The sequence below is a fragment of the Leptolyngbya sp. AN10 genome (assembly GCF_050565645.1).
Classification (GTDB): domain Bacteria; phylum Cyanobacteriota; class Cyanobacteriia; order Leptolyngbyales; family Leptolyngbyaceae; genus Leptolyngbya.
This window is the reverse complement of sequence record NZ_JBNXVP010000053.1, coordinates 13,421-32,320: the sequence shown is the minus strand read 5'-3', so window position 1 is coordinate 32,320 and position 18,900 is coordinate 13,421. Positions and strand designations below refer to the sequence as shown.

The 18,900-nt window shown below is 46.2% G+C and carries 19 protein-coding genes; 2 read left to right on the top strand and 17 right to left on the bottom strand.

Annotated features, from left to right (window positions below; genetic code table 11):
- From ACQ4M5_RS37190 to ACQ4M5_RS37120, 15 genes are all read right to left on the bottom strand, one after another.
- Positions 1-2,580: a GAF domain-containing protein gene (locus tag ACQ4M5_RS37190; RefSeq protein WP_430680831.1), complete on the bottom strand. Its 2,580-nt coding sequence runs from the start codon at positions 2,578-2,580 to the stop codon at positions 1-3.
- Between the two features lie 12 nt (positions 2,581-2,592).
- Positions 2,593-4,428: a response regulator gene (locus ACQ4M5_RS37185; protein WP_430680830.1), complete on the bottom strand. Its 1,836-nt coding sequence runs from the start codon at positions 4,426-4,428 to the stop codon at positions 2,593-2,595.
- A gap of 216 nt (positions 4,429-4,644) precedes the next feature.
- A complete protein-coding gene (psbB, locus tag ACQ4M5_RS37180) occupies positions 4,645-6,177 on the bottom strand; it encodes a photosystem II chlorophyll-binding protein CP47 (RefSeq protein ID WP_430680829.1) in 1,533 nt (510 codons plus the stop codon).
- Positions 6,177-6,482: a hypothetical protein gene (locus ACQ4M5_RS37175; RefSeq protein WP_430680828.1), complete on the bottom strand. Its 306-nt coding sequence runs from the start codon at positions 6,480-6,482 to the stop codon at positions 6,177-6,179. The genes psbB and ACQ4M5_RS37175 overlap by 1 nt, the downstream gene beginning before the upstream one ends.
- A gap of 80 nt (positions 6,483-6,562) precedes the next feature.
- Entirely contained in the window at positions 6,563-7,981 is a 1,419-nt protein-coding gene (gene psbC / locus ACQ4M5_RS37170) for a photosystem II reaction center protein CP43 (RefSeq protein WP_430680827.1), read from the bottom strand.
- Positions 7,982-7,996: 15 nt separating this feature from the next.
- Complete coding sequence (gene psbD, locus ACQ4M5_RS37165; protein WP_430680826.1) at positions 7,997-9,055, bottom strand: photosystem II D2 protein (photosystem q(a) protein); 1,059 nt, start codon at positions 9,053-9,055, stop codon at positions 7,997-7,999.
- A gap of 9 nt (positions 9,056-9,064) precedes the next feature.
- Entirely contained in the window at positions 9,065-9,583 is a 519-nt protein-coding gene (gene apcD, locus ACQ4M5_RS37160) for an allophycocyanin subunit alpha-B (RefSeq protein ID WP_430680825.1), read from the bottom strand.
- Positions 9,580-9,732 carry a hypothetical protein gene (locus ACQ4M5_RS37155; protein WP_430680824.1) on the bottom strand — a complete coding sequence of 51 codons (153 nt, stop codon included), beginning with the start codon at positions 9,730-9,732 and terminating at the stop codon, positions 9,580-9,582. Before ACQ4M5_RS37155 ends, apcD (ACQ4M5_RS37160) begins: the two co-directional genes overlap by 4 nt.
- A 3-nt stretch (positions 9,733-9,735) precedes the next feature.
- Complete coding sequence (locus ACQ4M5_RS37150) at positions 9,736-11,919, bottom strand: phycobilisome rod-core linker polypeptide (protein WP_430680823.1); 2,184 nt, start codon at positions 11,917-11,919, stop codon at positions 9,736-9,738.
- An 11-nt stretch (positions 11,920-11,930) separates the two neighbouring features.
- Positions 11,931-12,410, bottom strand: a complete 480-nt coding sequence (gene apcD, locus ACQ4M5_RS37145; RefSeq protein WP_430680822.1) for an allophycocyanin subunit alpha-B — start codon at positions 12,408-12,410, stop codon at positions 11,931-11,933.
- A 66-nt stretch (positions 12,411-12,476) separates the two neighbouring features.
- A complete protein-coding gene (locus ACQ4M5_RS37140) occupies positions 12,477-12,962 on the bottom strand; it encodes an allophycocyanin subunit beta (RefSeq protein ID WP_430680821.1) in 486 nt (161 codons plus the stop codon).
- 9 nt (positions 12,963-12,971) lie between these two features.
- Positions 12,972-13,448 carry an allophycocyanin subunit alpha-B gene (apcD, locus tag ACQ4M5_RS37135; protein WP_430680820.1) on the bottom strand — a complete coding sequence of 159 codons (477 nt, stop codon included), beginning with the start codon at positions 13,446-13,448 and terminating at the stop codon, positions 12,972-12,974.
- A 205-nt stretch (positions 13,449-13,653) separates the two neighbouring features.
- A complete protein-coding gene (gene psbA, locus ACQ4M5_RS37130; RefSeq protein ID WP_430680819.1) occupies positions 13,654-14,739 on the bottom strand; it encodes a photosystem II q(b) protein in 1,086 nt (361 codons plus the stop codon).
- Positions 14,740-15,035: 296 nt separating this feature from the next.
- The gene (locus tag ACQ4M5_RS37125) at positions 15,036-15,356 is read right to left on the bottom strand and encodes a hypothetical protein (RefSeq protein WP_430680818.1); all 321 of its coding nucleotides are present in this window, start codon (positions 15,354-15,356) and stop codon (positions 15,036-15,038) included.
- Complete coding sequence (locus tag ACQ4M5_RS37120; RefSeq protein ID WP_430680817.1) at positions 15,319-15,966, bottom strand: helix-turn-helix domain-containing protein; 648 nt, start codon at positions 15,964-15,966, stop codon at positions 15,319-15,321. The genes ACQ4M5_RS37125 and ACQ4M5_RS37120 overlap by 38 nt, the downstream gene beginning before the upstream one ends.
- A gap of 72 nt (positions 15,967-16,038) precedes the next feature.
- Here ACQ4M5_RS37120 and ACQ4M5_RS37115 point away from each other — a divergent pair, with 72 nt between their 5' ends.
- The gene (locus ACQ4M5_RS37115) at positions 16,039-16,254 is read left to right on the top strand and encodes a hypothetical protein (protein ID WP_430680816.1); all 216 of its coding nucleotides are present in this window, start codon (positions 16,039-16,041) and stop codon (positions 16,252-16,254) included.
- Positions 16,255-16,589: 335 nt separating this feature from the next.
- Here ACQ4M5_RS37115 and ACQ4M5_RS37110 read toward each other — a convergent pair whose 3' ends face one another.
- A complete protein-coding gene (locus ACQ4M5_RS37110; RefSeq protein WP_430680815.1) occupies positions 16,590-17,234 on the bottom strand; it encodes a TVP38/TMEM64 family protein in 645 nt (214 codons plus the stop codon).
- Between the two features lie 135 nt (positions 17,235-17,369).
- Between ACQ4M5_RS37110 and ACQ4M5_RS37105 the strand changes: the two genes are divergently transcribed.
- A complete protein-coding gene (locus ACQ4M5_RS37105; RefSeq protein ID WP_430680814.1) occupies positions 17,370-17,540 on the top strand; it encodes a hypothetical protein in 171 nt (56 codons plus the stop codon).
- A gap of 130 nt (positions 17,541-17,670) precedes the next feature.
- On the opposite strand, the gene ACQ4M5_RS37100 is transcribed toward ACQ4M5_RS37105, so the two are convergent.
- Positions 17,671-18,900 carry an MFS transporter gene (locus ACQ4M5_RS37100; protein ID WP_430680813.1) on the bottom strand — a complete coding sequence of 410 codons (1,230 nt, stop codon included), beginning with the start codon at positions 18,898-18,900 and terminating at the stop codon, positions 17,671-17,673.

The following is an 18,900-nucleotide window of genomic DNA, read 5'->3' as shown; positions in this document are numbered from 1 at the left end:
TTATCCACCTGAAAACACTGGAATTGTGAAATAGAATGCGCTTCCTGCTCCGAATCGACTCTCGACCCAAATTCGTCCACCATGCTGCTGAACAATCTCGCGACAGATTGTTAATCCTAATCCGGTTCCACCTTGTTGCCGAGAGTTCGACGCATCGACTTGCTGAAAGCGATCGAAGATCACATCTAGCTTATCTTCAGGAATTCCAACGCCTTGATCTTTGATACAAAAGCGTACATAAGCTCCTTTACTGGCTGGTCGAACTTGCTTACGCTTGCGATGTGAATCGACAAATTCAGCGGTTAACCAAACAGTTGAACCTGCTGGAGAGAACTTAATTGCATTGTTGAGTAAGTTCGTTAGGGTTTGAATCATGCGATCGGGATCTGCCCAAAGCTCTGCCGCGATCGAGGACACAGATAGCGTAATTCCTTCTCGTTCTGCCATTGCTCTCATCGCATCGGTGGATTGCACCATGATTTCTGCCGCATTACATCGCCGTTTTTCCATTGCAACTTTGCCAAACTTGATCCGCTCGATATCTAAGATGTCACTGATCAAGCGAACTAAGCGATTGGTGTTCGAGTAAGCAATTTCTATCATTCGCTTACTTTTATCGGGGCGATCGTCGATCAATCCACTCGATAACAATCCAAGCGTGCTACGAATCGAAGTTAACGGCGTTCTGAGTTCGTGAGACACGATCGAAACAAATTCATCTTTCATTTGTTCTACTGCTTGCCGTTCGGTGATGTCTTTGAACACGATCACGGCTCCCACATTACGATCGCATTCTTGAATCGGACTGCTGACATACTCAACCGGAAAAGTTGACCCGTCGCGACGCTGAAATAAATCGCCGCTTCGATGTTCAACAGTTCCTTTACGAATCGTCGTGTGAATCGGACTATCCGCTAATAGATAAGGAATACCATCAGGCTTTGAATGCTTCAGATAAGTGTGCATCCATTGACCCACTAAATCATCAACCTCGTAGCCCAACATCTTTGCAGCGGTCGAATTGACAAAGGTAATTAAGCCTTGAGCATCAATCCCATAGATCCCATCACCCGCAGAATTTAGAATCAGTTCATTTTGATGGCTTAATCGCTCGATCGACGCTTCCGCCCGTTGCCGCTCTTCAATGATCAATTCTCGCTGTTCAATTTGTTTAATCAACTCTTCGTTCATGCGTTGAAGCTGCATTGTTCTTTGTAAAACACAGCGCTCTAAGTTCGAGTTGAGAGTTGCGAGTTCGATTTCTACCTTTTTGCGACGTTTAACATCGCGTTTGAGGTGAGCATTGAGCGATCGTACTCTTTGGAATAGTCCCCGCTGATGAATCGCGACCGCAAATAAATGACTCAAGGCATGAGCAAGTTCTCGATCGAAGATTGTCCAGGGTTTCGCCTGCCCAGTTCTGAGTTCTTTCCAGCTTTCAAACGATCGTCTAGGTAGAATTTGCCGTGGATCATCTTGATCGGGCTTTCCTGCCCAAATTCGCTCAGTGTTAATCTCAGATCGAAATACACTGAGATGCCCTAAAATCTGTTGGCGATACTGAATCGGAATCACGAGCAGACTCCGAATCTTTGCATTGAGCAGTGAAGTTACCAATTCTTCAGGCATTTCAGATTGTTCGAGGCTATCGATTAGCCAACCGCTATCAGTGCGAGGCTCCAGATCTAACCAAGTTTGCCAGAGTGGATGATGTTCTAGTAGCGGTGGAGAAGAATGTCGATCGAATCCATTAATCGACACAGCAAGAACGGGTTGCTGTCCTTCGACAAAAAACTGCGAAGGCTGCTGAATTCCTTGAGGAGCAACGTAAAGCCGTCCACCAATTCCCTGAAACGCTTGAACAACTTGTCTTAAAGCTTGTTGAAGCTGCATTTCGGGCAAAGCATGAAGCAGCGAAGTAATTTGATTGATTGTTGCTTCTTGAGCAGCATGGCGACGAGTTTCGTGCAGAGTGTTGGATTGTGCGATCGCAATTGATACTTGATCTGAAATCAATTGCATGATCTGAAGTTCCGCCTGAGTGAATCGACGCGGCTCACTGTGATGCGAGACTAACAATCCCCAAAGTTCTCCCTGAGCAACAATCGGAACCACTAACGACGATCGCACTCCCATTGCAGTCAGGTATTCAATATGACAAGGATCAACCGCTCGAAAGTGCAAATCTTGCTCGATTACAGTCCCATCACCCGCTTCGATCAGTGGACTAATTCCAATTTCCTGAGTCGCCACATCAACAATCGATCGCTGCCGGAATTTCAGAAACAACTCTCTTGCTTGGGCAGGAATATCATCAGCCGGAAACCAGTGATTCAGCAATGAGGGCAACCGTTCTTCATAGATTGATTCTGCAACCACTTCACCGCTGCCATCAGTATCAAATCGATAGATTTTGACGCGATCGGTTTGCAAAAAGGTGCGAACTTCGGCAACTGTCGCGTTGAGAATGGTGGGAAGTTCTAGAGAGTGTCGAATTTGATTGATCATTCGATGCAACAGCACTGCAAATGCTGTTTGTTGAGCTTCTGAGAGAGTGGCATCGTGTGGGGTGGAGAACATAACCATTTCAAGCTAGGGATAACAGGAAGCCAGCGTTTGAACAATCCGCGATCGCTCTAATTGATTGAGGATGCACTGCACCACTTCTGAAGCCGCGATCGATTTGTCTAACAATCGGTTTGCTCCCACTGTGATCGCTTGTTCTAGGGTTTCGAGATTGTTGTGCATTGTGAACAAGACGATCGGGAGATAGCTCCACTGGGGAGCGCTACGAACAACCTGGCAAAGCTCAAGCCCTGTGAAATGGGGCATATCAACATCTAGAATCACCAAGTCGGGAGCGCACTGCGTCAACGTATCCCAGAACTGATGTGTCGTTTGTAGCGTGGTTAATTGAACGCCCCAAGGTTCAAGTAGATTTCGCATTCCGCTGAGAACTTGCGGATCATCATCAACGAGTAAAATTCGAGACGTTGACGGCTCCAGTTGAACTTGGAATTTCTGAATCAGTGCGAGAATTGCAACAGCATCTAGGCTTGGAAAGACAGCATGAACATTGATTTGAGCAAGACGGACTCGCAGAGGTAAATCAATTCGATCGCTAAACAGCATCACCGAAACAGGCGGTAGCTGTTCTGTCCAAGTTTGCAGTCGTGCAAGACTTTCCTCGATCGCGTCAATGATTGGAAGACTGATAATCCAAGCATCTGGATTTCCCGACTCTCCAACTCGCTGAATTTCTAACGCTTGCGATCGCGCAAGTTCAATCACACGATCGACCGCTTCAAGATCATCATCAATTACAATCAATGGACGCTGCCAATTTCCTAAGTCAGTTGCTTCTGTTTCTGGGGGTTCACGTTCTAGAACTGCGGCGAGTTGACTGACCCAGAGCGACAACTGGTTTAGATCGGTTGAAGTTGGGGGCGATTGTCTCGATCGTAACCAAGCTTCGATGTTCAATGCCAATCGAGAACCTTCGTGTAAATCATAGACACCCAGGGTTCCCGCAAGCTTGTGAGCCGTTGAAATTGCTTGTTCTTCTAGCTCTCGCTGAAAATCTCCAGTTTCTAGAGCGCGAATCGATCGTTCTAGAATTTGAATCCGTTCCTGATTCTGCTGGCGAAATGTTTTCCAGAGCTTTCGTAGTGCTGTTTTAATGGCTTGATCTTTCCCAGTGGTATTAATTCTGAATTTTGCTGAAGCATTACTTTTTTTCGTAGTCTCTGATTCTTCTAGCTGTCTGAGTCGATACCCTAATCCATAAACTGTCTCAATCACATTCGTAGGTGCGCCTGCTTGCTTGAGTTTCTGACGCAATCCTTTGATATGTGCTGTAACAGTATCTTCGCCGGGGTTTTCTTCACAGCCCCAAAGATGCTCTAAGATTCTACCGCGACTAAATGCTTGTTTTGGATGCCGTAGAAAGAGTTCTAGCAGTCGATATTCTTTCGGAGTGAGATGTAAGAGTTGGTCGCGGTAAGTCACTTCACAAGACGCTGGATCAAGACGCAAATGCTCCCAAACGAATGCTGTGATTACCGTAGATTGCGATCGCCTTAGTAGCACCCGAATTCGCGCTAACAGTTCCGCAAATTCAAACGGCTTTGTCATATAGTCATCAGCCCCCGCATCCAAGCCGCTTACGCGATCGTGACTTGAATGTTGCGCGGTGATCAATAGAACCGGAGTCGCGTAATTGTGCGATCGTAGTCTTCGACAGAGTGTAATCCCATCGAGTTGAGGCAATCCAATGTCAAGTAAGATTAGGTCATAGCTAAAGGTTTCAATATATCGCCAGCCTGCTTCACCGCTTGTTGCAATGTCGATCGCATAATTTTCGCGAGTTAACACGGTTTCAAGCGTTTGTGCAATGCAATCATCATCTTCAACAAGCAGAATTCTCATAGAGCGAAACCTCTTCTGCTGATTCCAACAGAGCGACGAATCTGTATCAGGCTGGCATTACGTTACTTGTCATTATCAACATAAGTTGTAAGCATAGTTATATCTATTCATAGAACTTCTATTTTGTAGACATTTCTTGATATTTAATGAGTGTCTACTCACAGAAGAAAGATGCAGCAGCGACTCTATCGATCGCCACTACATCTCGGTTCTACTCTACACAGCCGCTTGCCGACGAGTTTGCTTGTCCCCGACTTTTTGGAACACACCAAACTCGACTTGCTCCTCGTCTAAATCTGGATCAATGCCCGCAAACACATCGCGGAAAATCGTGCGCGTTCCATGCCAGAGATGCCCAAAGAACCACAATAATCCCCAAACCGTGTGAGCAAAGGCAAACCAAGCTCTCGGACTTGCGCGAAAGATGCCATCAGAACGATAGGTTTGTCGATCGAATTCAAACGGTTCTCCTAACTGTGCTAATCGCGCATAGCTCCGAACGGTTGGCGGATCAGTAAAACTCTGCCTATCTAAGCTACCACCAAAAAATTCAACTGTTACTCCGGTTTGTTCAAAGCTATATTTTGCTTCGGTGCGACGAAACGGAATGTCGGCTCGAACAATTCCATCTGCATCTGTTAGCACGATCGGAAAGTTCTCAAAGAAGTTGGGTAAGCGTCGAACCGTGAGTTCTCGATTTTCTCGATCGCGAAACACCGGATGCCCCAACCACCCCATTGCAACTCCATCTCCTTTATTCATCGCGCCCACTCGGAACAATCCTCCTTTTGCGGGACTGTTACCCACATAGTCATAGAATGCGAGTTTTTGAGGAATGCTTGCCCAAGCTTCAGAGGGCGATCGACCATTCGCTAGAGCAGTTTGAACTCGTCGATCGATTTCATGCTGAAAATCACTGTGATCCCATTGATAGCGCGTTGGACCAAATAGCTCGATCGGGGTTGTTGCACTTCCGTACCACATCGTTCCTGAAACCACAAAAGCCGCAAAGAAAAACGTTGCTAAACCACTCGCAAGAACTGTTTCAATGTTGCCCATTCTCAGCGATCGATACAGATTCTCCGATGGACGAACCACAATATGAAACAATCCGCCGACAATTCCAGTAATCCCTGCTGCAATATGATGTGCGACCACACCACCCGGATTAAATGGATTAAAGCCACTCGCTCCCCAATCTGGCTGAACGCCTTGAACGTGTCCAGTCAGACCATAAGCATCTGATACCCACATTCCCGGACCCCATGCACCTGTGAGATGAAAGGCACCAAATCCGAAGCAGAGTAAGCCTGCTGAAAATAGATGAAGACCAAAGATTTTCGGGAGATCTAAAGCAGGTTCTTTGGTTTTAGGATTTTGAAAAATTTCTAAATCCCAATAAACCCAATGCCAACAAGCTGCAAGGAACAATAGCCCTGAGAGAACAATATGTGCGATCGCAACAGTTTCAAATGTCCACAGTCCAGGCTGTGAAACAGTTTCACCAAAAACATTCCACCCTTGCCAAGAGTTCACAACTCCTAATCGCGCCATGAACGGCAATACATACATTCCCTGTCGCCACATTGGATTGAGATCCGGATCGCCAGGAGTGAACAATGCTAACTCGTACAGTACCATTGATCCTGCCCATCCTGCGGTGAGTGCAGTGTGCATCAGATGAACCGCAATCAATCGCCCCGGATCATTGAGAACAACCGTATGAACGCGATACCAAGGAAGTCCCATTAGTGCTGCTCCTTGCTTGCTGTTGTAAGAATTAAAATTGGATCAGTTGCTTCTTGATAGTCTGAACAATCGATCGCTTCCTCAGTCAAAGCGATCGACGGATGAATCGTACACTTTAACGAATAGTCACCTGTGAAATAGTGACAGCTTGAACAAGGAATTTTATGGAGAGTTTGAACGCGATCAGTGGCTTTTTGAAGTCCGATGATGAGTTCGACCGCGCCAAAGATAATAAAACTCCAAGCGATCGCAGCATAAACAAATTGAGGTAATGTTTGATACCAAGCAGTCGCGAAAAATAGCATTGTTTGATGTCCATTTGATGAGTAAGAAAGATGGATAGTAGGGTTTACTATCCATCCCACGAAACCACACGACGAACAACTTAATCGAGATAGGGCATTGACTTCACAGGTTCAGTTGCACGATCGAGTCCCCGCTCAAATCCTGCAACTGCCGCCCGCGCTCGTCCTGCGTGCCAGAGATGCCCAACTAGAAACAGAAACGCAAACACAAAGTGTGCTGAAGCTAACCATGCACGAGGACCGACAAAGTTAAATGAATTCAACTCGGTCGAAAGTCCACCCACTGAATTGAGCGACCCCACAGGTGCATGAGTCATATACTTGGAAGCTTTTCGGATTTGCCACGGTTGAATATCATGCTTCAGCTTATCGACATCTAGCCCATTCGTGCCGCGTAAAGGTTCTAACCAAGGAGCGCGAACATCCCAGAACCGCATCGCTTCCCCACCAAAGATAATCTCTCCAGAAGGCGATCGCTGAAGATATTTCCCTAATCCCGTTGGACCTTGAGCAGAAACAACACTTGCTCCTAAGTTCTGATCCCGCACCAAGAAGTTTAGCGCTTGAGCATTAGAAGCTTCTGCGATCGTCGGTCCATAAAACTCACTGGGATAAGCCGTATTGTTAAACCAAATGAACGCCGTTGCAATAAAAGCTTGTCCACAGATGTTCCCCAAGCTTTGTGCAAGATAAGTTTCACCTGTCCAAGTAAAAACTCCATGCGTCCATTTAAATGGAGTTGTTACAATATGCCAAATTCCTCCAAGAATTAACAGCGCACCCACATAGATATGCCCGCCAATGATGTCTTCTAGGTTATTAACACCAACAATCCAGCCTGCTTCTCCATAAGGCGATCGCGTTAAATAGCCAAAGATTTTCAGCGGGTTCAAAGTCGGATTTGTCACCAATCGAACATCTCCACCTCCAGGCAGCCAAGTATCATAGATACCGCCCCAGAGCATTGCTTTTCCGACTAACAAGAATGCACCCAATCCTAAGAAGATTAAGTTAATCCCTAAGATTGTTGTGATCTTATCTTTGTCGTTCCAATCGAAATCAAAGAAACCTGGTAGCTTTGCAGGACCTTTGATCGCGTGATAGATGCCTCCGATTCCGAGTACCGCAGAGCCAATTAAGTGAGCCACTGCGATCGCGAAAAACGGAAAGATGTCGGTGACTTGTCCGCCTTGCCCCACTCCAATTCCTAATGTTGCAACGTGTGGCATCAGAATTGTGCCTTGCTCGTACATTGGGCGATTGATATCAAAGTGTGCAACTTCAAACAGCAGCATTCCACCCGCCCAAAATGCTACCAGACCCGCATGAGCCACATGAGCGCCAAGGAACCTACCGGAAAGATTGATAAACCGGGCATTTCCCGCCCACCAAGCATATCCGGTTGAAGCTTCATCTCGTCCTTCACGGGCAGAAGTAATGACCGTTTCGGTTGGGGTTTTTCGAGTTGTGATTGTTTGTCGATCGAAGAATGTCGTCACAGTTCTCCTCCAAATTTATAGAGCATTGCCACGCGGCAGGACTTCATCGGGAAACACAAAATGTTCATGCGGTTGATCCACCTCAGCCATCCAAGCTCGTAAACCTTCGTTTAGCAGAATGTTCTTGGTGTAAAACGTTTCAAATTCAGGGTCTTCAGCCGCTCGAAGCTCTTGAGAAATAAAATCGTAAGCCCGAAGGTTAAAAGCTAATCCTGCCATCCCGATCGCACTCATCCAGAGTCCGGTAACAGGCACAAACAACATAAAGAAATGCAGCCATCGCTTGTTCGAGAATGCAACTCCGAAGATCTGCGACCAGAATCGATTTGCTGTTAAAAACGAGTAAGTTTCTTCTTGCTGAGTCGCAGAGAATGAGCCAAATGTGTTGTAGCCTGAACCATCTCGAAACAAGGTATTCTCAACCGTTGCACCATGAATTGCACATAGCAATGCACCCCCTAACACACCTGCAACACCCATCATGTGAAATGGATTTAAGGTGTAGTTGTGAAAGCCTTGAACGAACAATAGAAATCGAAAAATTGCTGCAACTCCAAAGCTAGGTCCAAAGAACCAACTGGATTGACCGAGCGGATAAATCAGAAAGGTTGCAACAAAGACCGCGATCGGGGCTGAAAATGCGATCGCGTTATACGGTCTAAGTCCCACCAATCGCGCAATTTCCATTTGTCGCAAGCAAAATCCAATCAATCCAAACGCACCATGAAACGCGACAAAGTTCCAGAGTCCGCCTAATTGAATCCAGCGAGTCATATCGCCTTGTGCTTCAGGTCCCCAAAGCAATAACAATGAGTGACCTAAACTATCAGCGGGAGTTGAAACTGCGGCGGTTAGAAAGTTACAGCCTTCTAGATAAGAACTTGCTAAACCATGGGTATACCACGAAGATACAAATGTTGTTCCGGTAAACCAGCCCCCCAAAGCTAAGTACGCACAGGGAAACAGTAACAAACCTGACCAACCGATAAACACAAAGCGATCGCGTTTTAACCAATCATCTAAACTGCGAAAGTAATCCCCCCAATTTGAGGGACGCTCTAAAACGAGAGTCATTGCTTTACCTCAATAAGATACAGTTCCGTTGTGCATGAAGTACGGCGCACCTGGATAGGACAGCACTTGAATGATGTGATCAAAGTATGGGGTCACTTCGGGGGCATCTTCTCCGAGCAGCACGATCGCTTCTTCTTTGAGACATTTCACGGCTTCGACCCAATTCGCGATCGGGATTCCCAGCGATCGATACATTTCTTTCATGCCGATCGTTCCGATCTCTGCCATTGGTTGCTCACTCCCTGCTAACACACAATAAGCAACCAGACGAATATACCAACCCTGATCGCGCTGACACGATGCTGTTTTACGAGGATTGCCGCTATTGCTCGGTGTTCTAGGGCAGCGTTGCCAAAATCGTTGGCAGCCTAATTGCACTAAGCGTTGTTCGTTTTTAGCTAAAAGTGTTGCAATTCGGATGCGTTTTTCTCCAGTTTTGCAGAAATTTTGAATCATCCGAATTTCGTTGGGGTAAGGATATCGCAGTTCTTCATCTGCGGCTTGAATCACTTGAGTCACGACGCTCATTCAGGTTTTCCTCGCGTGATGATGTGAACGCCACCAAACCAACTGACCGAAATACGATCGTTCAAAAAATCTCCCAGATTCGGAAACTTAACCAAATAGGTATTGCGAACTTCGCGAGCTAGAACAATGTAAGCTTTGTTTCCTAGCATTTCTCAAACCTCCACGCTTTCGGGTTGAATCTCCACTTCAGGTAAAGTCGGTAGCTCTAATGAATGTTGATGCTCAACTTTTCCATTGCTCGAATGCTGCTGCACGATCGCTTTGATCCAAGTCCTATCCGCGACACGGCTACCATTCACGGGATTTCCTGCCGATTCATGCAATTGGGGCAAGCTTCCTGCTCGTCCTTGAACGCGCATTTGATAGCCTTGCGGTGTAATCGATCGCTCGTAAGGAACAGTATCTTGTCCAAAGGCTTGAGCGTATTCGCGACTATCAATCAATTGATCAATTAGTGCATAAAAGCCGTGACGCGCACAGATGTCATAGTATTGTGCAATCTCCTGTCGGGTTTGAGTTGGGCGACCCAAAATCCTACGATGAATTGCTTCGATCGCTTTTGTTACATACAATTCTTCCCAATAAATTTGACGAAATACTCTCGATTTTGCTACCTGGCGAACGAGTTCTTTAACTGTGATTTCGCCGCTCTTCAGTTTTGCTTCTGCAATCTGCGATCGCTGTTCTACATAAATTTGCCGCCCAAAAAGCTGTTGATAGACTCCTTCAATCACAGCATTCACAGCGATGCTACCGTTTAGATTTTCTTGAGAATGTACGATCGGATTCAGCTTCAGAACTTTCAAATAATTTGCACCTGGAATCTTTGCCCAATGTTCTGATTTGTTGTTAGTTTCAATGAGAATTCGACGATGATTTGGGCTAAATTCTCCAACTTGTCCAAGATGCTTCCATTCTGGCTTTGGAAAGACTGCTCCGAATTGTGTTTCTAGCAGATCATGTCCAACGCCATACGGATGCTGATTCGGTAATGGGTGTTGATAGTGTCCAAACATTGTGATGAACTGTGGAGCTTTATGAGTCGAAGCACTAAACTTGAATAGCTCGTGCTGTGCGCCCCAGTTGCGGCATTCTTGCGCCTCTTGTCCCAATCCCCGGAGGTAAGGAACAGTTTCTTCTCCAAAGTAATCTGCATACTCAGTCGAATCAATCAATGAATCGATTAACGCTGGAAATCCTTTTTCTGTAATCGTTTCAAAGTGAGTCTGGAATTCCTCGATCGAGTAAATTCCCCGCCCTAAAAAATGTCTCACTGATAGTTCAACAATCCGGCTAATCGTAAACGGTTCATAGAACAACTTTCGATATAATCGCGACTTGCCCAACTGCCGAACAAGCTCTTTGGTTGAAAGCTGTCCTTCTTTCCAGCGCGATTCCAGATCTGACAGTGTAACTCCATATTCGCGAGTGATATCTCGTTCAAAAACTTGGCGATATGCAGCTTTCACCACATTGTTTTGCTCAGTTACCGATAGATTCGGCTTCATTACAAACTTCTGTCGAGTCGTTGCTGAAAGCGCATAGCTTTCTGGAAGTTGTAAACCCTGCTGCTCATTAGAAACACCTTGACGAACTCGAACAGTCGGCTTTTGAACAACATACTCTGCAACTAATTGATCAAACTCTTGCTGAATCAATTCCTGTGCTTCTGAATCAGCTTTGAAGTAGCTTAGAGCTTTCCACTTCATATCCTGAATTGCAACTACCGTCGCTTCTGTGACATCTTCAGGAATGACACCGCGCAACCCTCGAACATTCACAGTAACAATGCTCGAATCCCCTGCCACGATCGCATAAACTACATATCTCAAAAACCAACCCAAATCGCGCATCGATCGCCGCATTCGCACTTCGCCATACCGCCAAATCGGAATCGGTCGAAACCCATCGGGTAAAGGTTCTCGATTTTCTGTAAGCTGAACCTGAACAAACCGCAAAGCTTCTTTGAGATAGTTCGATCGAATCCCAGTTTGAACTTTCAGCCGCTCTTTAGGGCGAACGTCTACAGGCTTTGGGAAAGGAGCATATCCGGGAAGATGCTCGCGATTTGCAGGTGGATCGAGATACGCGATCGCACTTCCCCCAAAAAAGATTCGCTCTGCTCCAGCGGTTACGATTTCCGTTGAATGTTGCGCGATCGTGGCTGCAATCTGCGATCGCTTTAGTCCTGATTGGAAGAACATTAACAGTTCTTTCAGTTCTGTCTGAGATAAAGCGCGATCGTGCTGTTCTGCATTCGCAATCAGCCGAATTGGAAGCGTTTGATACTGTTGAGATCGAACAACTGGGCTACCACTACCAACATGAACCGTCATTGTTCTTCCTCCTAAAGTTGCAGTCCTTGAATCAGATAATCAAAGTAAGGCGCAATGGTTTGACGATCCTCGATCGACAGTAAACTCAGTGAAACTTCCTTGAGACAGCGCATACATTCCACAACGTTCTGGATCGGAACACCCAGAGAGTCATACATTGTTCTTGCGCCTTTCGTTCCAATGGTGCGAATCGGCTCAACATCATCAGCCACGATCGCATAAGTCACTAATCGCAAATACCAAGCCTGATCGCGCATACACGAAGCTCGAAACCTGGGAATTCCACTATTACTAGGAGTCACTCGACACCGTTCCCAAAAGCGCAAACTCGCGTGATCCACGATGTACGATTCCTTCTCAGTCAAAATCATTGCGATTTGCAGTCGATACTGTCCAGTTTCAAAGAAATCTTTGATTGCTTGTAGCTCACCCAAACTTAGATAACGGGCTTCTCGATCGGCTGCCGCGATCGATTGTGTCACAATGCTCATAATCCTTCTAACCTCTTAGAAAAGAGCATCCGCATTCAAACCTTCCAAGCGAATGCTCTTTGTGAGTTAACTCAACCCAGCACAGATATGATCAAAGTACCGTCCCATCTCTTTCCCTGCTTCAGACCCAACTAAATCAGCAGTGACTTCTTTAAGAGAGTGTACGGCTCGAATGGTTGCACTAATCGGTACACCCAAAGAATTGTAAGTTTCCCGCAGTCCGTTGAGAATGCGCTCATCCAGAATCGACGTATCTCCCGCTAACATTGCATAGGTCGCATAGCGCAGGAAATAGTCCAAATCGCGAATACAAGCGGCATAGCGACGACAAGTATACATATTGCCACCCGGAGCCGTGATATCGGTATACATCAGCGATTTTGCCACCGCCTGAGTCACCAACGTACTTGCATTCGCGCTGACTGCCAACGCCGATCGCGCTCTCAGTTCACCACTGCGAAAATAAGCACTCAGCCGTTCCAGTCCAGAATCATCGAGATACCGACCTTGCACATCAGATGTATTGATCAATGCTGTAATTGCATCTTGCATGATGAACTCCTAAGATAAAGCCCGAATGATGTAGTCAAAGTAAGGCGCAACCTCGATCGCATCTTCAGGCTCAAGAACAGCGATCGATTCTTCTTTCACGCATTTCATACATTCGACAATGTTCCGCAGTGGAATTTCCAGCGAGGTATACATTTCCTTGATGCCCAGAGTTCCAATCTCAACCAGAGGTTGTTCACTGCCCGCCAAAATACAATAAGCCACCAATCGCACATACCAGCCTTGATCACGTTGACAAGATGCGGTCTTGCGAGGATTGCCGCTGTTACTTGGGGTAACCGGACACCGCTCCCAGAACTTAGCACTCGCGGTTTGCACAATGTTCTGTTCATTTTGAGCTAACACCGATGCAATCCGAATCCGTTGCTCTCCCGATTTGAGAAAGTCTTGAAAGATGCGTAACTCTTTGGGTGCAGGATAGCGAGATTCACTATCCGCATTCAGAATCAACTCTGTCACAAGGCTCATACTGTTCTCCAAAGTGTTTTAAGAAAAACTCCCCATGACCCAAGAGGTTCTGCAACATCATGGGGATTAGGCGTGAGTAGCGCTGTTGCCGATGTTAAAAAGATAGATGAAAAAGCTGAAGAACTGATGAAGACCATCGGGACTGATCGACCGATCAAAAAATAAGGCTTGATACTATCACATCAAGCCTCGATTCGAGTCATCTTCAGCTAATCGAAGGTGCTTCCAGAACAGTGACTTCAAACGGTTCTCCCATCGCCAAATCTAACGGAAAATTATGAGCATTCCGCTCGTGCATCACTTCAAATCCCAGATTGGCGCGATTGATCAAATCCGCCCAAGTATTCACCACTTTTCCTTGAGAATCCAGCACCGAATGATTGAAGTTAAAACCATTGAGATTAAACGCCATGGTGCTAATTCCCAAAGCCGTACACCAAATACAAATCACGGGAAATGCAGCAAGAAAGAAATGCAGCGATCGACTATTCGTAAAGCTGGCGTACTGAAAAATCAATCGCCCAAAATAACCATGTGCTGCCACAATGTTGTAAGTTTCTCCTTCCTGTCCAAACCGATAACCATAGTTCTGAGACTCAATCTCTGTCGTCTCTCGAACTAAGCTAGAAGTCACCAAACTCCCGTGCATGGCGCAAAAGAGCGAACCCCCAAACACACCTGCAACCCCCAACATATGCAACGGGTGCATCAAAATGTTATGTTCTGCCTGAAACACAAACATGAAATTAAACGTGCCACTGATGCCCATCGGTAAACCATCCGAAAAGCTACCTTGTCCGATCGGATAAATCAAGAACACTGAAGCAGTTGCAGCTAACGGAGCCGAATACGCCACTGCAATCCAAGGACGCATTCCCAATCGATAGCTCAACTCCCATTCCCGCCCCATATAACAGCACAAAGCTGGAATATAATGTGCTGCAATCATCTGATAAGGACCGCCATTGTACAGCCACTCATCCATGCTGGCAGCTTCCCAGATCGGGTAAAAATGCAGCCCGATCGCATTAGAAGACGGAACGACAGCCGCCGTAATCAGATTGTTACCGTACAAAAGCGATCCCGCGATCGGTTCTCGAATGCCATCAATATCCACAGGTGGCGCGGCGATAAACGCGATCGTAAACACGATCGCAGAAATGGACAGCAATGGAATCATCAAAACCCCAAACCAACCGATATAAAGCCGATTTTCCGTACTCGTCACCCAATTACAAAACTGCTCCCAGCGATCGCGCAGTCCAACTTGACGCTGCAAAATTGTAGTCATAGTACTTACAGCCGAACACAATAATGACAATAATCAAACCCTACTCCTAAACTCTAAAGAACTGATGAAGTTGAAAAAAAAGGGGCAAAACCGGAAGCAATTCTACACATTCAGGCACAAGCGTTGGCTGTAATTGCACTACCGCTCTATGAGATTCGACGATTGTTGGCGCAACTAGGGACTTAGAAAATCGAAGACCCGCACATGACTTGCACGCGCATTCGTAGCATCAGAAAGCGATCGCTGTTGAGGTGGCAGAATGCGAATTCTAGTTGCAGAAGATGATCCAGCACTGCCTAGGTTTGACTTCCTTCGGCGGATTCTTCTGAACTTACACAATCGAAACCAGCAATGCCAACAAGTTCTAAATCTTTTGTCCTGTACTTAGAGCACAGCGTTGTGCGAGTACTTTGGGTACATGCAACGACATCCCCCCGCCATAAGTCCGCTTCAATCTGCTCTCGGTCTACTTCAGCACTCGATAGCTTGTACAAGTTTTCTTTCAGATGGTACCAATCCAGACTCTCAATGCGTTGTTCTGGCATCGGCACAACCGCTTCATGCAGGTTCCAAATGCCATCATGTCCATCTCCTAAACACACCACGATTTCTGCCAAGGGACGCGCACTCAGGGTCTGCACAACGGTGACATCGACAATATCGCTGCCATCGGGCAAGCCAATCACCGATTGTTTGTAGGTTGTTTGCTTCTTTTTGTCGGAGTAGTGTTGCTTCTGAATCCGAGTTGGGGCGTTGACGCACCTGCTCGGTGCTATCAACAATCAACTCCCAGTCCACGAGCAGTTCTGTGACGACTGACCAGGCTGCCTCACAATCCTCAGATTCCTCCACCAGACTTGCGGGTAAGGCTTGGCGCAAAAACTGCACCCAATAATGCGTCACCGCATGAGCTTGGCTGGCACTCACCTCAAACGTTAAGCCTAAAATCTCAAACGTTGGATAGTGTCGCAAGTAGTATAAGCACAACAAAATCTCGGTTTCGGCACTCAATGCGGTTGGACGACCTGCTCCAGGCGCATTGAGTCGAATCTTGCGGGCATTGTGTTGGGCAATGTAGTCTGCTTCTAACTGTTGGAGATACGTAATTAATGGCGACAGTTGTTCATATTCAATGCCCAAAAGTAAGCGACTGCGATGCGGAGAAGTCTGGATATAATGGAACAAGTTTTTCATGGATGGTGAGCGGTAAAAATTCTGTTCTACCATCTTTTTTCTGCTTAATTTAATCTTTGAATACGTCTTATAATGAATTCACGCATGGTTAGTTGTGAGGTCGTTATGAGTCAGAGTTCTAAGTTTGAGCAGACTCTAAGTGAAATAGATGCGCTATCATTTGAGGAGCAGGAATCGCTGATTCAAATTGTGCAGCGGCGTTTGGCGGAGCGGCGACGGGCAGAAATTGCAGCTAATATTGCTCAAGCAAAAACAGAGTATGCGACAGGAAAAGTAGTTCGTGGCAGTGTTGAGCAGGTTATGACTGAGTTGCGGAAATGAAATTCGAGCCAAGCAGGTCTTTCGCCATGATGAATGATGAGGCGATCCAGCAGTTGAAATTTTACAATCTCCAGCGTCAAGCCTTCCCGTAATTCAATCGTGCGAAAATAACCCTGCCCAATTTCTTGCGGCTGAGATCGAGTTTCATCTCTATGGTCAGACGGATCAAGCCATTCGACCTTCGTGGCATCGAATAGCTCAATCAAGGTTTGTTCTGTGATTGTGATAGCCATAGCGATCGATGACAATTTCAGAGCAAGGATTGCTGTAGCATAAAGCCTAGTGAGAATTCCTGTCAACAAAAAGCCAGCCGTTCGATACCCATACAATTGTAGCTATTCGCTCTGAGCATCCTTCCGTCGCATCCAAGCGGACACGATCGCAAGTCCAAACACGCCAACCAAAGAAGCCCCAATCAGCAATCGATCTCCCTGAAGCAGCCCTGCACCTGCGGCAACGACAGGAGGTTTTGCGATCGCAATACTCAACCCCAAAGCACTTAAAAACCGCTTTCCTGACATTCGACTCAGCCCGACTGCATAGCAAATGTAGTCAAAAAAGCCAGACATCAATGCGCCAGTCAGCAGAAAGAAATTGCTTTCAAGGTATTTCTGGCTCCAGCGATCGAGCCTTGCCATAAATCGCTCTCCTACCATTCTTTGAACTGTGCCACGACCATAACGCCGAGCAACCCAAAAGTTTGCACTACACGCGAGAAAATCAGCGATCGCAATCACCAGCAATCCTTGTCCAAACCCAAAAACTGCGCCCGATAGCACAGCGTAAGCAGTTCCAGGCAGCACTGGGATGACAATACTACTCAATCTCAGCAGCAGAACAATGAGTGGCGACCAGATCCCATACTGAGCAATGTTGGCACGAATTTGATCGATCCCCACCCGATTTACAAACCAGATCGTGCCTGCAATGAATAGCACAATTAAACTCAATTCCAGAACTCTGACAAATCTTCGCTGCATGATGAGAACTCGATCGAGAGTGTACTGATTCTCCCTGCCGATAGACTATTTTCAATCCGAAGACAGTCCACAAAGCAGAGGAAACGAAGCGATCTTAACAATAAAACCAACAGTATGAATTGCGGGAGACGATCGATGACAGCACTACTAGCGAATGTCATTCTGATTCAGGTTTTGATTGTTGTGCTATTCGGTTCAATGGCTCAGATGGTGAATGCCTGGAGTAATTTTAATCTAGAAGACTTTTGTATCTGGACGTGCGTAGCTTTGGGAATTGTCAGCTTGCCGTTTCTGTCACTGATCTAAACTGGTTTAGGAGATTTCTACGAAAGAGCTTACCGCTTGAAAGACTGCCCTTCGGCTTCGCTCAGGGCGCGATCTCTAGCTGACTGAGCGAAGCTGAAGACATCGGGTAATTTGTTTTCGATAAATCTCCTTAGTTCTCGATCGTGCAAGCATCTTGGTTAGATAGTTCGCTTAATGCTGGATATTTCAAAATCCCTCTTGCAATCAAGATGATGCTGATCAAAGTCAAGCCGATACTAATTGAGAACATGGCAGCATACCCACAGGATTGTGCCAAAAATCCGCCAAGAACCATCGCAAGAATGCCACTGAAGTAAACGACGGAGACTTGGATCGTATAATCTGTTCCAGCCGTTTCCAGACGACTATAGTTCATCATCATGGCTAACGTTGCTGTAAATGTCATTCCTCCCGCGATCGCAACCAAAATATTAGAGCCATAAACTAAGATCTGCTCTGATGAACCCAGTGCGATCGGGAAATAAGTTGCGATCGCAATCGTTGAAATCAGACCAAACACAATCAGCGATCGCTTATAGCCCCATCGCGTGATCAGCCATCCTGCAATCAACGATCCAACCAGTCCAGCACTGAAGCTGACTACTCCTAAAATCCAACCAATATCACTGAGCGAAAATCCGCGATCGACCATCAACGGGCGAATCATTCCACTTGCCATACTTCCGCCTGTCATGTAGAGCGATAACAATAAGAGCCACTGCCAATGACCAGAACAACGGAAAAACTGAATCAATGTACTAAATCCCGGCAGTTGGGCGGGTAAAGGCAGTAAGACTTCTCGATGAAACATGATTGGAATCAATGAAAGCAGCATAAACCCTGCTAGAAGCAAGATGCTCACTGTCCACCCCAAGCGATCGAGCAAAATTAAAAGAATCCCTCCTCCAATGATTGAACCCAGAAAATTTCCGCCTGACTGAATTCCGTTCCCGATGCCTCGCTCATTTTGATTCAGTAGCCCGATCGCAAGCGCATCAGTCGCAATGTCTTGACTCGCTGCAAAAAAGCAAATCAGCAACATACAAAATAGCATTACAGGGAGTTGCTGTTGCAAGTTCAGAAATGCACAAAGGATCAGGTTCAAAATTAGCAAGCTCTGGAACAAGAGAATCCAAATCCGATAGTGCCCCCAACGAAAACGAATGCGATCGATATAAGGCGACCAGAGAAACTTTAGCATCCAGGGAACAGCAAGAAATCCAATCATGCCAATGACTTCTAGAGATGCACCTTGTTGCCTTAGAAACGTTGGTAAGGCTTGATAGAAGAAAGCGATCGGGATGTACTGAGCAACATACAGACTACCTAATAAGCCGAATTTCTTGAAGGATTGAGACAT